We start from the raw sequence: 14382 nt of genomic DNA on the forward strand, positions 1-14382 counted from the left end.
AGACGCAGGGGGATCTCATCAACAAGTTCCCGGGCAGCGAGGTCCTGCCCGTGAGCGTGCCGGTCCCGTACACGAAGGCCGACGGCACCACCGGCACCGACCTGTACCTGAGCAAGGACGGCCAGGCGGCCTTCGCCGCCGACATTCCCGCGGCGTCGTTCCGGCTCCTGCAGGCCACGCAGCGGCCGTTCGACGCGGACTCCTTCGGCTACCCGACCCAGGCCGCCGCGTGGCGAACGATCCCGTCCTGGGGGCTGGTCGCCGGCCGGGACAAGGCGATCCCGCCCGCGTGCGAGCGGTGGATGTACAGCCGCGCGAACTTCCGCAAGGTCGTCGAGGTCCCGACCGCATCCCACATCGTCATGATCAGCCACCCGAAGATCACCGCCGACCTCATCGAGGACGCCGCCAGGGCGACCTCCTGACGCCTGCGGCAAGTGCCCCGGTCCACCACCCACCACGGACCGGGGCACGCTCGGCGTCGTCGCCAGCGATAGCGCCTGACTCGTCCGGCCGCGGCATCGAGGCTGTCTTCCGGCAGGACGGATTGAGTTCGAGGGCTGCTACGCTCGGCCGCACCCTGGCAGTCGGCCGGGCGGTACGTCAGAGGTGCATAACGTTTGGGCGGAATGGCGCAGGATGAGGCCAAGACCGACGGAATAATCCGCTTCGGTCTTTTTGGCTATGTCCGCCTTGTCCGCGACGGGGTTGCCGTTGAGATCACGCAACCCAAGCAGCGCGGGATCCTGTCGATGCTGCTCGCTACACCGAGCGAGCTGGTCACGCTCTCGGAACTGATCGACACGCTGTGGCCGGGCGAGCCGGCGGCGTCGGTGGTCAACCAGGTGCACAGGCATGTCGGTGCCCTTCGGCGGCTCTGTGAACCCGGTCTGCCGCCTCGGCACAAGGGCCGCTACATCACCTCCGCGGGCCGCGGATACCGTCTGATACTCGACGCGGAGAACTCCGACGTGCTGCGCTTCCGCGCGTTCGTCGAACGAGCGGTGCGTCTGGTCGAGAGTGGCGGTCGGCGCGATGCGCTCCGCCTCTACCTTGCGGCACTGGACATCGCGAGCGCCCCGGCAGGCGACGAAGGGCTACGCGCGCTCCCCGTGTTCGTCGGTCTGGAGGATGAACGCATTCGGGCCGTCGTCGCCGCGGCCAACCTCTGCGAGACCGCTGATGACCACGCGGCGGTGCTGCCGGTTCTTCGTGCGGCCGGCAGTCGACATCCGCTCGACGAGTCGCTTCGGGCGCATGAGATTGCCGCGCTGCACCGGACGGGTCGCGTCGCTGAGGCGCTGGCGGTCTACCGGACTGTCCGCGAGGCGCTCAGAGACGAGCTCGGGACGTCGCCTGGTGCGGCACTCGAAACGGCACACACGCTTGCGCTGCGCGACGGAGCCTCCGGGGAACGGCCCACCCTCAGCCCCGCGGACACGGTTCCGGCGCAGTTGCCCAGCCCCCTGCCCACCTTCACCGGCCGCCGCGCGGAACTCGCCGCCCTCGCGACTGATCGGGTCGCTTCCCGTCGCCTACTCATCACCGGGATGGCGGGCGTGGGCAAGACCTCGCTCGCGCTTCGGCACGCGGCTGACGTCGCAGACCACTTCCCTGATGGCCAACTGTACGTCAACCTTCGAGGGTTCGACGCGGCCGCCCGCCCGACCGATCCGCTCGATGCCCTTCAGGACCTCTTGCACGGCCTCGGCGTGGTGGCCCAGATGATGCCCGATTCGCTCGGGGCCCGATCGGGATTGCTGCGCAGCCGCCTGGCCGGCCGGCGGGTACTCCTGGTATTGGACAACGCGCGCGACTACCACCAGGTTGAGCCCCTCCTGCCCGGCGCGGGTGACAACCTGACGATCATCACCAGCCGCAATGCCCTGCCGGGCTTGGTGGCGTTCAATCAGGTCGAGCCGATCGTGCTTGAGCCGTTCGACGATGAGGAAGCCGTCGAGTTCTTCGTTCAGCGGCTTCCCCGATACCAGGTCCGGGATCACCGCGAGGCCCTCATACGACTCGGGCGAGCCTGCGGCGGCCTTCCCCTCGCGCTCGCGGTCGTGGCGGCGCGAGCCCAAGTCAATCCGCACTTCCCGCTTGATCTGTTCGTCTCGGAGCTCGCTGTGGGGCGACCTGTGCTCCCCGTGCTGAACGCCGGAAGCGCGGAGGTGGACCTCAGCAACGTCATTTCCTGGTCACGGCAAGGTCTGACCGGCGACGCCGCACGGGTGTTCGCCGTTCTCAGCGCTCACCCGGGCCCGGAAATATCGGCCGCTGCCGCGGTCAGCATGTCCGGGCTGGGTCGCCGCCGAACGCGCGAGGTGCTGGACGAGCTTACCCGCGCCAACATGCTTCGTCCGACGAGGCCCGATCGGTACGCATTCCATGATCTCGTTCGCGAGTACGCGACCGAACTGCTTGGCGACGGCTTCGCCGACGCATCTCGCCGCCTCGTCAATCACTACGTCCATTCGGCCGGCCGTGCGATCGCCAGCTTCGGGCAGACCCCGACAGCCAGGGCCGCCGATGTGCTGAACGGCGTGGTCGCCGAGGAGTTCACGTCAAGCACCGACGCCACGGCGTGGTACGCGGACGACCGGCACGTCCTGCACGCCGTCTTCCGCCGAGCACTCGACCTGGGCGACCACCGGTCGGCGCTCTTGCTGATGCTCGACTGGCGGCCGATGAGCCAGGCGATCGATGCCCGGCGCGACATGTTGCCCTTCGCCGAACTCGCGCTCGGAGCGACTGAACACGTCGACGACCTCGCGGTACGAGCCGAGGTCTACCGAGATGCGGCCTCCAACTTCGCCCGCACCGATCAGCACGACCGCGCCCGGACGTACTTCGAGAAAGCCGTCGCCGCGTATCGCCAGGCCGGCGATGCTCCCGGCTTGGCCGCTGTCTATCGCAGCATGGGCGTCACGCTGCCGATGGATTCGGCCGAGCGGATCGCGATGCTCCAACAGTCAGTGGCGGTCGTCCGTGAGCTCGAGGACCAGCCGACGCTGGCCATGTCGGTCCATTCCCTGGGACTCGGATACCTCTGGGCCGGGCGCTGCGAGGATGCGGTGGAGGCGTTCGATGAAGCCCGGCAGCTTGCCGGCCCGGCGGGAAACCTCCTCTCTCTCGAACCGCACATACTTTCGGGTCGTTCACGGGCATTGGCGCGGACGGGTCGCTTCGAAGAGGCGGCCGATGACGCAGAGCACGCATTGAACGTATTTCGCCGTGACGGTGCCGCCCATGCCGAGCTGCGGCTGCTCCACTCGCATGGTGCGGTCCTCGCAGAGCTGGGCCGGTTGGACGAAGCCGCCGAGGCGTGGCGTCGATATCTGACCCTTGCGACCGGACCCGAACACATCCGCGAAACCACCGCGCTCGATGATGACACCGACGGTGCTACGACCATCGCGCGCGTCAGGGCGCAGCTTGCGGCCTGGAGTGCACACTCTCGCTGAATCGGTCGAGACCAGGTCTGCCGCGCTTGCGCGGGCCGGTTGGCGGGTGCCGGGTTGCAGTTGACTGCGCTGCCCCGGCGGCGCGCACCGCGGCGCCCAACGCCGGCGGTGGCCCGCCAACCCACACCACCGGTCGCACACCGAGCGACGATGCCTTTCACCCGCAGACTCACCGTCCTGCCTCCACCCGCGGCCGTCGACGGTACCGAGGCGAGCCGGCCTCACCCTGCCGTAGCCGCGTGACCAAGTTGGCCAGTTCTGCCGATGCCGGACGCCGCCGTCGGGAGCGAAGTGAGATCCGGGGTGGCGGGGGCGCCCCGGTGTGCGGTGTTTGCCGGGAGGGGTAGCCGCATGGCGATCCACCGCCAGATCCGATAGGAGGCGATCGTACGGATGCGCGGGCCAGCCAGATCCTCGTCGGTGCTCACCGTCGTGTTCGTGATGGCGATCTGCGCTGCGCTCGGCACCATGTTCATTTCCTTCGATCAGCGGCGGCGGGCCGAGCGCACAGCCGAGGCCGAGGACCGGGCGAGATCCGCTGTGACAGCGCTGGCACTGCTCGTGACGGATGCCGAGGCAGCCCGGTGTGGTCTTGCGGTCGATGGCGACCAGCTGTTCCGCACGCGTCTGGCCGACGATCTGAACGTGATTCCGCATCGGGAGCGGGAGCTGGAAGGCAGCGTCGCACACGACCCCGTCAAGATCACGTTGGTCCGGCAGATCAATCTGTACTTGAGCGAGTACCTCAGGAACTACCTGTCACCGGCTCTGGCGGCGAGCCGTTCCGGTGGCCGTGCCGTGCCGGATGCGATCATGCTGGCGGCGCGCCGACACGCCGACCTGGTTCGGTCGTACCTGGACCGCCTGCTGGAACTGGTGACCCGGTCCACCGTCGCGGCCCGGGCGAGGGCCGAGACGCACAGCAACGCGGGCATCCTCGCCGGCGTCGTACTGCCGTTGTTCTCGGTGGTCGCCCTGGTGCTGATGCGCCGCCGCGCGACGGCGGTCGCGAGTTCGGTGCGCAGGCTCGAGACCGCTGCGGGCCAGGTCGCCGACGGCGAGCTCGACATCCGGGTGCGCGAGGACGGTCCCGCGGAGACCGGCCGATGTCAACGCGTGTTCAACGACATGGTCAGTGCGTTGGCGCAGCGGCGACACTCGCTGAACGAGAAGGTCGCCGAGCAGTCGGCGTTGTGTGGTGCGGCGACGATGGCCGCGGGTGGGCAACCACCCGAAGCGGTGTTCGACGCGGTCACCGAGCAGGCCGGCACGCTCTTCCGCGCCGACCTGGCCGACCTGCTGCACTTCGAGCGCGACGGTACCGCGAGTATTGCGGCGACGTGGAGCCACGCGCAGTGGGATCTGTCCGCCGCGGAACGGGTCCGGCTCGAGCCGGAAGGCATGGCCGCCCAGGTGCTGCAGTCCGGCCGTGCGGTCTGCCTCACCCGCCCCGGCGCCCCGGCACCCGCATGGCAGCGACCCGCCCACTTCGGCCTGCAGGTCGCGATCGGGATGCCGGTCATCGTCGCCGGCCGCGCCTGGGGCGTGTTGCGGCTGATGTCACGGCGGCGGGAGGCGCTGCCCGAGGACGTCATGTCCCGGGCCGCGCCGTTCACGGACCTCGTCGCGATCGCGGTCGCCGACCACCAGGCGCGCACGGACGTAGCCGAGGCACGCGCGCGAATCATGTTCGCCGCCGACGAGACCCGCCGCACGATCGAGCGGAAGCTGCACAACGGGCCGCAGCAGCGGTTGATGGCGTCGCTGTGGGCGTTGCAAGCGCTGGATGCGCAGATACCGGCAAACCTCACCGAACTCCACACCCAGGTTTCCGTGTTGACTGCCCGCATGAGCGGAGCGTTGGACGACCTCGCGAGCATCGCCCGTGACGTGCACCCGGCGATCCTCTCGCAGCGTGGCCTGCCGTCGGCGGTCCGATCGTTGGCCCGTCGCTCGCAGGTTCCGGTCGAGACGAGCCTCGACCTTCCTGAACGGCTCGACGAGCGGGTGGAGACCGGCACCTATCACATGGTTGCCGAAGCCCTCGCCCTCGCGAACGAACATCCGCACACGACCCTGGTCAACATCGAGGCGTCCGGGCGCAGCGGTCGGCTGCTGCTCCACATCGAGATCAACGGCATGCCGACCGGGGACGCCGCGTCAGGTCCCGGACTGGTCGGCATCCGCGACCGTGTCGAGGCGCTGGGCGGCGCGACGACGATCGAAAGCAGCCCGGAGCGCGACATCCGACTCTTCATCGACGTGCCATTCGCAACCCGCTGATGTGCGCGTGCTCATCGGCGTTTCTTGTAGCCGGGTGCTCGGGTTGGTCAGGAGCGAACGTAGGCGTCCGGCGTCCTTTTTGTCATAATTGTAAGGTAAGCCCGGTCTGTCGGTGGACGCTGGAGCACGGCAGGTCCGAGATCGGTGCGCTGGAACGGTTCTTCAAACCATGACGAAAACGCTCGAAGTCAGCCGGGGCGAGTTGCGTCGTCTCCTGGAGGAGCAGTCTGCGCTGAGGCGAATCGCCACGCTGGTTGCGCAGACGGTGTCTCCTGCCAAGGTCTTCGAGGCTGTGACTGCCGAGGTCGGCCAGCTCTGCGGGGCCGATCTGGCACGCATGGAGCGCTACGAGACGGACGGCAGCGTGACCGGCGTAGGCATCTGGAGCAGAGAGGACGGCAGCCAACTCGCCATCAGCACGCGGTTCGTCCTCGAAGGTACGAGTATCGCCGCGATCGTGCAGCACGCGTGCGGTGCAGCGCGGATAGACAGTTTCGCTCACGCCACCGGCCCAATTGCAGAAGAGGCTCGACGGCTGGGAATCCGCTCGTCGGTCGGTTGTCCGATCATCGTCGCCGGACGCCTCTGGGGCGTGATCGCCGCCTCGACGAAGGGCGAGGCGCCGTTCCCCGCGAACACGGAGTCGCAGATCGCCGACTTCACCGAACTCGTAGCCACCGCCATCGCAAACGCCGAGAGCCGCGATGAGCTCACCCGGCTCCTGGACCAGCAGTCTGCGCTGAGGCGCGTCGCCACGCTCGTTGCGCATGCCGTGCCCCCGACTGAGGTCTTCTCTGCGGTCGCCGCGGAGGTGGCGCGCCTCATCGGCGCCGACGGCGCGAGGCTTGTCCGCTACGAGGCCGACGGCACGGCGACCGTGGTCGCAGCCTGGGGCGTGCTCGATGTGATGATCCCGGTCGGCAGCCGCGTGTCGCTGGAAGGCGGCAATCTCTCCGTGCTGGTGTTGCGCAGTGGTCGGGCCGCCCGGATGGAGACCTACGCGGACGCTCCGGGTCCGGTCGCCGCTGAGCTCCGCGATCATGGCGTCCGCTCGGCGGTCGGTGCCCCGATCTACGTCGAGGGACGCCTCTGGGGTGCGCTGGTCGGCCTCTCGACGAACGAGGAGCCGCTCCAGCAGGACGCCGAGGCACGACTGACCGACTACACCGACCTGGTCGCCACCGCCATCGCCAGCGCCGACGCCCGCGCCAACCTGGTCGCCTCCCGGGCCCGGGTGGTGGTCGCCGCCGACCAGGCGCGCCGACGCATCGAGCGCGACCTGCATGACGGCATCCAGCAGCAGCTCGTCTCGCTCGGGCTGGACGTGCGCAACGCCGAGGCGAGCCTGCCGCCCGAGACAGCTGCCGGGCCCCGGGCGCAACTGTCCGCGATCGCAGACGAACTGACCACCGCGCTGGACGACATGCGAGAGATATCGCGGGGCATCCACCCGGCGATCCTGTCCGAGGGCGGTCTGCGGCCCGCGTTCAAGGCACTGGCGCGTCGTAGCCCTGTCGCGGTGGACCTCGACGTGCACCTCCCAAGCCGGCTTCCCGAGCCCATCGAGGTAGCGGCCTACTACGTCGTCGCGGAGGCGCTCGCCAACGCCGCCAAGCACGCGCACGCATCGCATGTACGCGTCGAGGCGGCGATGCGGAACGGCTCGCTCCACCTGTCGGCGCGCGACGACGGCATCGGTGGCGCCGATCCGGCACGAGGCTCCGGCCTCATCGGACTCGCCGACCGCATCGAAGCGCTGGGCGGAACGATCACAGTCGACAGCCCCGCCGGTCACGGCACCTCCATGCAGGTCGAGTTGCCCATCGGTAAATGACCGCCGTCGTTGCTGCCGGGGCCGTCGGCTCACTCATCCGCGGTGCCGGCCGGCCGGTGGTGTTGTCGCGAGCGGCTGCACTGCTGGTTCGAGTAGGGACAATGTCAGCTGCTGCGCATCAAGGCCGACGCGGATGCCGACCGGCATCGGCAGATTCGGGCCGGCATGACCGAAGTCAACGTTGCCCAGGACCGGGATGTCACGGTCGCCGAGGACGTCGAGGACTATCTCGGCAAGCGTCGGGGACGCGTCGGGCGCCTCAAGTCCGATGATCTCGCGCGGAACGCCGACGACCATGCCGGAGATCCGATCGAGAATGCCGCAGTGCCGCAGCACCTGCAGATAGCTCCACACGTAGGAAGCCTGGCCGCCCATCTCCTCCCAGAACAGCACCGCGCCGTCGAACCATTCGAGCGGCACCGCGAACCGCGTCGCCTGTACCAGCGCGATGCGATTGATCACCCCGCCGATCAGCCGGCCCTCGGCACGACCGGCGCGCCAGCACTCCCACGACGGGCTCGCAGGCAGCGCACCGATCGCCTCGGTGCCGGTCAGCAACCTGGAGTAGAGCTTCTCGAACTCCGCTCGGCGGGTCGCTGGCACGGCCTGCCAATGCCCGCCGAAGCCAGGGACGGCCATGTCGGCATGGAACCCGACCAGACCCGTGCGTGCAAAGAGCACCAGATGCAGCAGGGAGATGTCGCTGTAGCCGAGGATCGGCTTGGGGTCGGCCTTGATCGCCTCAATGTCGATCAGGTCGAGGTAGCCGAACGCCGTCTGGCCGCCGTCATTCGCGATGATCGCGCGCACCTCGGCATCACGCAGGAGGCTGTTGAGCTCCGCGGCGATCTCCGCCGGCGTAGCCGCGCTCCACCAATGGCGGCGCCCCACTTCGAGGAGCGGTGCAAGACGCACGCGGAATCCCATCCGTTCGAGCACAACCACCGCCTGCTCGACGTTGGGCTCGTAAGCGGCAGGGAGTGGCCCGGACAGCGCCGCGATAACGACGAGATCGCCGGGCCTCAGGGCACGAGGTCGAAGCGGTTGAGGCAGTGCGGAGCCGGTCATCGAGGCAGTGTCCCCACGCGCGCACCAACTCGCTACGTATTTGCCGGTCGGGTTGCGGTCGTAGGTGCGATCGATGGCCGGTGGATCACTGCGGGTCGGGGGCGAGTGTGCCGTCGGGTGCGATGTGGCTGAAGATTTGATCGATGAGCATGAGTACGTGCGGGTCCTCGACGGCGTAGAAGACGTGCCGGCCCTGTTTGCGTGCGGTGATGACGCCGGCGAGTCGGAGCTTGCCGAGGTGCTGGCTGGTGGTGGTGACGCTGAGACCGATCAGTCCGGCGAGTGTTCCCACATCGGCGCGTTCATGGGCCATCAGCCATACCAGGTGCAACCTGGCGGGGCTGCTCAGGAGTGCGAAGGTGGCCGCGGCGGCATGCAGCTGCGGCTGGGTCGGCGCGTCCGGGTCGGCGGTCGGGATCAGCGTCGGCCCCGGACCGGGATGGTTCGCCATGGCTTGAGTCTTCCCTGTCGGGGCTTCGTCGCGCCAGCTCAACGCTCCGTTAGTTGCGTATATGACGAAGGGTGTGCCAGACTGGTCGTGTTCGAAGGGGAGTAGTCCGCCAAGCCCGACCGTCGACACACTGAGGTCCTGCGACCTCCGGCGCCGGGGCCCGTGTTGCAGCGGGTGGACGAGACCTTCGGCCAGTGACCATGCCCTGGCCGGAGTTCCCCCGATCTCCGGTCATGGCCGAGCGCCGCCGGAGGCTGCCGTGCCCGTCAACCTGCTCCGCCCGATCGCGTTGTGCATCGTGTTGACGGTTCCTGGGCTGGCCCTACGGTTCGGCGGGGTCGAGGCCCCGGCGCTGCTCGGGCTGCTGCTCTTCGGCGCCGCCGTGGTGGCGGCGTCGTTCCTGCTCGCCTGGGCTGCCGAAGCCGCCCGGGTCGACATCTCCGGTTCGCTCGCGATCGCCATCCTCGCGGTGATCGCGGTCCTGCCCGAGTACGCCGTCGACCTGTACTTCGCGCACACCGCCGGCAGCGATCCCGCCTACGTGCCGTATGCGGCCGCGAACATGACCGGCTCGAACCGGCTGCTGCTCGGTCTCGGCTGGTCGGTCGTGGTGATCATCGGGTTGGTGGTGGCGTCGCGGCGCTCCGGCCGTACCGTGAAGGAACTGGTCCTGGAATCCGGGCACCGCGTCGAGTTGGGCTTTCTCGCGATCGCCTCGATCGTCGCCTTCGTGATTCCGCTCACCGGGCAGATCCATCTCGTCCTCGGCTTCGCCCTGCTCGGCTTCTTCGCCTTCTACCTGTGGAAGGTCTCCCGCGTCGAGGCCGAGGAGCCCGACCTGGTCGGGCCCGCGGCGAACATCGGCGGGCTCCCGGCGCGGCCGCGCCGGGCTCTGGTGATCGGCCTGTTCGGCTTCGCGGCGGCGGTCATCGTGGCCTCCGCCGAGCCGTTCGCGGACTCCCTCATCACCACCGGCCGCGACTTGGGCATCGACGAGTTCCTGCTGGTCCAATGGCTGGCGCCGCTGGCCTCCGAGGCCCCCGAGTTCATTGTCGCGATCCTGTTCGCCGTGCAGGGCAGGGGCTCGGACGCGATCGGCACCCTGATCTCCAGCAAGGTCAACCAATGGACCCTGCTCGTCGGCAGCCTGCCCATCGCGTACCTGATCGGTGGTGGCGGCCCCGCGCTCGCACTCGACGGCCGGCAGGTCGAGGAGTTTCTGCTCACCGCCACCCAGACCCTGCTCGGCGTGGCGGCGCTGCTGGCGCTGCGATTCCCGCGCTGGCTCGCGGTCACCCTGCTCGCCCTCTTCGCGTTGCAGTTCGTCTTCCCCGGGCAGGAAGCCCGCTACGTCCTCAGCGCGGTCTACACCGCTCTCGCTGCCGGTGCCCTGATCCGCAACCGGCGGCACATCGTGTCCACCCTCTCCGCGCCGTTTCGCCGGACCCGGATGCAGCACAACGAAGAAGCCGTCGTCCACTGACGCGTGAAACCTCCCTGAAGGAGCAGACATGGCAACGCTGTCGCAGCGTATCCGCGCATTCCTCACCAGCCCGAAAGGACAGCGCCTGATCCAGCAGGGCCGGCGCCAGCTCGCCAGGCCTGAGAACCAGCAGCGACTGCGTCGGCTGCTCGCCAAACTGCAGGGCCGCCGGTAGCCGGCGGGCCGGCGACCGCACCGGTCTCACCGGTGACGTCATCCTCGCAGCGGCCGCCGGCATGCACGGCCGCTGCGGTGGTTCCTTGGAGCGTGCCTTGAGATTGAGGGGACGATGGTGCGGGACGGACGGGACGGACGGGACGGACAGGATGGGCCGCTGGACGGCGCGGAGCGTGTCGGGCCTGCCGACTCGCTGGTGGCGCACAGTCACGGCGCGCACGGGTCGGTCCGGCTGTCGCGGCGGGCGGTGCGGCTGAGCCTGGCAGTGATCGTGCCGGCCGGGGTGCTCGTCGTGGTGGCGATGGCGCTGCTGTGGCCGCGCGAAGGGTACCGGGTGGACACCGGGGGCGGCGCGATCCGCGCCAGCGGCGAGGTCCGCGCTGTGCATCATGCGCCCTGCCCGGACGTGGATCCGGCGGCGGCCCCTGCGGGTATGCCGTCGGACTGCGGCAGCGTGCAGGTCAGGATCACCGACGGTCCGGGCCGCGGGCAGCTGGTCAACAGCGACGTCCCGGCCGGTCCGGGCGCGGTCCGAGTCGAGGTCGGTGACCGGGTCGTCCTCGTCATCACCCAGGACGACCCAGCCGACCCAGCCGCTGCTCCGCAGTACCAGATCATCGACGCGGAGCGGGGCATGCAGTTGTGGCTGCTGGTCGCATGCTTCGCCGTGGCGATCATTGCGTTCGGTCGATGGCGGGGCGTGACCGCCCTGGCCGGACTCGGCGTGACGTTCGGGGTGCTGCTCTACTTCATCGTGCCGGCCATCCTGGCCGGCAAACCGACGCTGCTCGTCGCGGTCGTCGGCTCGGCGGCGATCATGCTCGCGGTGCTGTACCTGACCCACGGGTTCAACACCGCGACCTCGGTGGCGGTGGTCGGCACGCTGGCCAGCCTGTGCCTGACCGGGGTGCTGTCCCAGGTGGCCACGGCGGCGACCAGCCTCAACGGCGTGGCCAGCGAGGAGTCGTCGTTCCTGACCGTGATGTACCACGACGTCGACATGCGCGGGCTGCTGCTCGCCGGCATCCTCATCGGCTCCCTCGGCGTCCTCGACGACGTCGCGGTGACCCAGGCGTTCACCGTGGCGGAGCTGTCCGCGGCCAACCACACGCTGGGCTTCGCTCAGGTGTACCGGGCGGCCAGCCGGATCGGCCGAGCCCACATCGCCTCGGTCGTCAACACCATCGTGCTCGCCTACGCCGGCGCGTCCCTGCCGCTGCTGTTGCTACTCGCCGCCAGCAACCAACCGCTCGGGGAAGTCCTCACCTCCCAGCTGCTGGCCCAGGAGATCGTCCGCTCGGCTGTCGGCACCATCGGCCTCATCGCCGCCGTACCGATCACCACCGCCCTCGCCGCGCTCATCGCCAGCCGCCACCACCGTCACCACCCGTCGCCGAAGGCGCCGGCGAGGGAGGCCGCGGTCCGCCGTCACGCCGAGCCACCGCTCGGGACCCCGGCACCGAGCGCCGCGGTGCCGCCCCGCGCCCGCTGGACCTGGGACGAACCCGACGCCGAGCGGCCCGGACCCACCCGATGACCACACCGCCACGTCCGCGGGTGGGTCGACGTCATCGGGTGTCGCGGTCGTGGTTCCGGGGTCGGGAGGCTTCCGGGTGCAAGGTGAAGTCGTAGATCTTGGGCAGTGCCGGCACCTGCGTCGGCCGCCCTGCGACGTTGTCGTGCCCACCGGTGTCCATCCGGCGCTGCTGGCAGTCGTGCCACAGCTCGCGGAGTGAGTTTTCGCCTTCCCTGACGGTCGCGACCTCGATTCCCTGATCGATGAGGGCGCGGCAGCGGTCGACATCGCCCGCGTCGAGCGCGGCCCGGGCCTCGAACATCCGCACTCGGCCGTCGGCGCGGTGATCGGCATGCAGTTCCTCGACCGTCGCGAGGGCCAGGGAAGGGAGGTCCGCGCGGACAAGGACATCCAGCAGTTCATGAGTCAGCGGCAGCAGGTCGGGAGCCATCCGGTGGGCCTGCCGGTAGAAGCGAACCGCATCCGGCGTTTGGCCGCGATGCGCCGCCAAGGCGCCGAGGTTGCGCCAAGCCCACGCGTTCGGGGTGTCCTCGATCGACCGTGACCAAGCCTTCTCGGCTGCCGCAAGGTCGCCCCGGGCGGCATACAGTACGCCCTCATGCAGCCGCGCAAGCCAGCCCTCCGCGGCTTTCAGGTACGGTTCCCACGCCGCGTCGGTCACGTACGACACCGGTGCCGTGCCCGGTGCCCCCGATGCCGCAGCCGGCATCTGACCGGACGCGAGCAGGGTGATCCAGGGTTCCTGTTCAGGACCCAGCGTGTCGTCCGGAAACGGCGTTGCCGCGAGCACGAGGGAGTCGTCACCGGCCGCCCCGCGGTGACGCCGTTCCAGCGCCCCCATCCCGATCCCCGGCTCACGCCCGAGCAGGGCGTGCCGATCGTCTGGCCCGAGGGCCCGTGGGAGCTCTGCTACACGATCAACGACTCTTGGGGGTTCCAGCATGCCGACCACAACCACAAGCCGCTGCGCCAGCTCATCCGGGTTTTCGCCGAGACCGTCGGCGCCGGCGGCAACCTGTTGCTCGACGTCGGGCCGCAGGAGGACGGCACGATCATCCCCGAGCACGCCGAACGGCTGGAAGGGCTCGGAGCCTGGATCCGCCGGCACTCCGACGCGGTGTTCGGAACGGTCGCGGGCCTGCCGTACGGACATCACTACGGCCCCTCAACCGTCGCGGTGGACCGGCGAACCATCTACCTGACCTGCTTAGGCACTCCGGGAGATGGTGGCGGTGCGTGGCCTGCACAACGCCGTCCGCCGGGTCACCGTCGTGGGGACCGGGGAAGAGCTGGACCACCGCACGCTCGGTGGCTTCCCGGCGCACAACGTACCCGGTGTGCTCTGCATCGACGCCCCGACCCGGCTCGACCCGTACGCCACCGTCCTCGCCGTCGAACTCGACGGCGAACTCGACCTCTACCGCGGCGCCGGCCACGGCTGGCAGCCCGCCCATGGCTGGTGCCGCAATCTCCTCGACCATCTCGACGCGTCCTGCGACGATGCCCGGGTGACGTCCTTCATCTCCCACACCACCGTGGACTGTGCCGATGCATACCCCTTGTCCCGATGGTGGCAAGCCGTCCTGGACTACGTTGACGACCCCGACGATCCGAACGAGCCGGGACACGAGGAATGCATGATCTTCTCGCGCGACGGGAAGCATCGCCTGCTGTTTGTCGAGGTGCCAGACGCAAAGCAGGTCAAGAACAGAATCCACTTCGACCTACGCCCGGTTGAAGGCTCTCGCGATGCTGAACTGTCCCGGCTGATCGAGTTGGGTGCGACCACTGTCGCCGACCGACGCAACCCCGACGGGACCGGTTGGGTCGTGCTCGCCGATCCCGAGGGAAACGAGTTCTGCATCCTCCGCAGCAACGCCGAGGTCGCCGCCGGCCCGGCATGACACCGCACCGGACCGACGCCGCCGGGGTTGTCGACGGCGTCGAAGCCCGCAGCCAGGCCGCTGCCGCCGCAGCGGTGCGCTGTCAGGTACGCGACGGGGTGAATGGCAACGGTCGGCGGGATGGGTGGCGTCTTGAGAGGCATCATTTCGGGCTGCCTGTGCCCGATCCCTCCAGCCATGA

Annotated in this window: 12 protein-coding genes; 9 read left to right on the forward strand and 3 right to left on the reverse strand. The window is 69.3% G+C overall.

Features of this window, described 5'->3' with window-relative positions; genetic code table 11:
• The 4 genes from IEZ31_RS54240 to IEZ31_RS54255 all read left to right on the forward strand — a co-directional run.
• The coding region (locus tag IEZ31_RS54240; RefSeq protein ID WP_190258020.1) for an alpha/beta fold hydrolase at nucleotides 1-425 on the forward strand (425 nt) is incomplete at its 5' end.
• 204 nt (nucleotides 426-629) lie between these two features.
• On the forward strand, nucleotides 630-3464 hold the full coding sequence (locus IEZ31_RS54245) for an AfsR/SARP family transcriptional regulator (RefSeq protein ID WP_190258021.1): 2835 nt from the start codon (nucleotides 630-632) through the stop codon (nucleotides 3462-3464).
• A gap of 420 nt (nucleotides 3465-3884) precedes the next feature.
• The gene (locus IEZ31_RS54250; RefSeq protein ID WP_190258022.1) at nucleotides 3885-5747 is read left to right on the forward strand and encodes a GAF domain-containing protein; all 1863 of its coding nucleotides are present in this window, start codon (nucleotides 3885-3887) and stop codon (nucleotides 5745-5747) included.
• A 169-nt stretch (nucleotides 5748-5916) separates the two neighbouring features.
• Nucleotides 5917-7581, forward strand: a complete 1665-nt coding sequence (locus tag IEZ31_RS54255) for a GAF domain-containing sensor histidine kinase (protein WP_190258023.1) — start codon at nucleotides 5917-5919, stop codon at nucleotides 7579-7581.
• Between the two features lie 33 nt (nucleotides 7582-7614).
• Here IEZ31_RS54255 and IEZ31_RS54260 read toward each other — a convergent pair whose 3' ends face one another.
• A complete protein-coding gene (locus tag IEZ31_RS54260) occupies nucleotides 7615-8649 on the reverse strand; it encodes a S66 peptidase family protein (RefSeq protein ID WP_190258024.1) in 1035 nt (344 codons plus the stop codon).
• Nucleotides 8650-8734: 85 nt separating this feature from the next.
• Nucleotides 8735-9142, reverse strand: a complete 408-nt coding sequence (locus tag IEZ31_RS54265) for an ArsR/SmtB family transcription factor (RefSeq protein ID WP_229837265.1) — start codon at nucleotides 9140-9142, stop codon at nucleotides 8735-8737.
• Nucleotides 9143-9359: 217 nt separating this feature from the next.
• Between IEZ31_RS54265 and IEZ31_RS54270 the strand changes: the two genes are divergently transcribed.
• From IEZ31_RS54270 to IEZ31_RS54280, 3 genes are all read left to right on the forward strand, one after another.
• On the forward strand, nucleotides 9360-10583 hold the full coding sequence (locus IEZ31_RS54270) for a calcium:cation antiporter family protein (protein WP_229837267.1): 1224 nt from the start codon (nucleotides 9360-9362) through the stop codon (nucleotides 10581-10583).
• A 28-nt stretch (nucleotides 10584-10611) separates the two neighbouring features.
• Nucleotides 10612-10758, forward strand: a complete 147-nt coding sequence (locus IEZ31_RS54275) for a hypothetical protein (protein WP_190258026.1) — start codon at nucleotides 10612-10614, stop codon at nucleotides 10756-10758.
• Nucleotides 10759-10953: 195 nt separating this feature from the next.
• Complete coding sequence (locus IEZ31_RS54280; RefSeq protein WP_373294882.1) at nucleotides 10954-12297, forward strand: YibE/F family protein; 1344 nt, start codon at nucleotides 10954-10956, stop codon at nucleotides 12295-12297.
• Between the two features lie 31 nt (nucleotides 12298-12328).
• Here the strand turns inward: IEZ31_RS54280 and IEZ31_RS59955 are convergent, their stop codons facing one another.
• Complete coding sequence (locus IEZ31_RS59955; RefSeq protein WP_373294883.1) at nucleotides 12329-13006, reverse strand: tetratricopeptide repeat protein; 678 nt, start codon at nucleotides 13004-13006, stop codon at nucleotides 12329-12331.
• Between IEZ31_RS59955 and IEZ31_RS59960 the strand changes: the two genes are divergently transcribed.
• Together IEZ31_RS59960 and IEZ31_RS54295 are read left to right on the forward strand one after the other, a co-directional pair.
• Nucleotides 12896-13894 carry an alpha-L-fucosidase gene (locus IEZ31_RS59960; protein ID WP_373294884.1) on the forward strand — a complete coding sequence of 333 codons (999 nt, stop codon included), beginning with the start codon at nucleotides 12896-12898 and terminating at the stop codon, nucleotides 13892-13894. The genes IEZ31_RS59955 and IEZ31_RS59960 overlap by 111 nt on opposite strands.
• Nucleotides 13806-14201, forward strand: coding sequence for a VOC family protein (locus IEZ31_RS54295; RefSeq protein ID WP_190258030.1), 396 nt, complete (start codon nucleotides 13806-13808; stop codon nucleotides 14199-14201). The genes IEZ31_RS59960 and IEZ31_RS54295 overlap by 89 nt, the downstream gene beginning before the upstream one ends.
• Nucleotides 14202-14382 lie beyond the last annotated feature (181 nt).

Origin of the sequence: Dactylosporangium sucinum, from assembly GCF_014647515.1 — a bacterium.
Taxonomy (GTDB): Bacteria; Actinomycetota; Actinomycetes; order Mycobacteriales; family Micromonosporaceae; genus Dactylosporangium; species Dactylosporangium sucinum.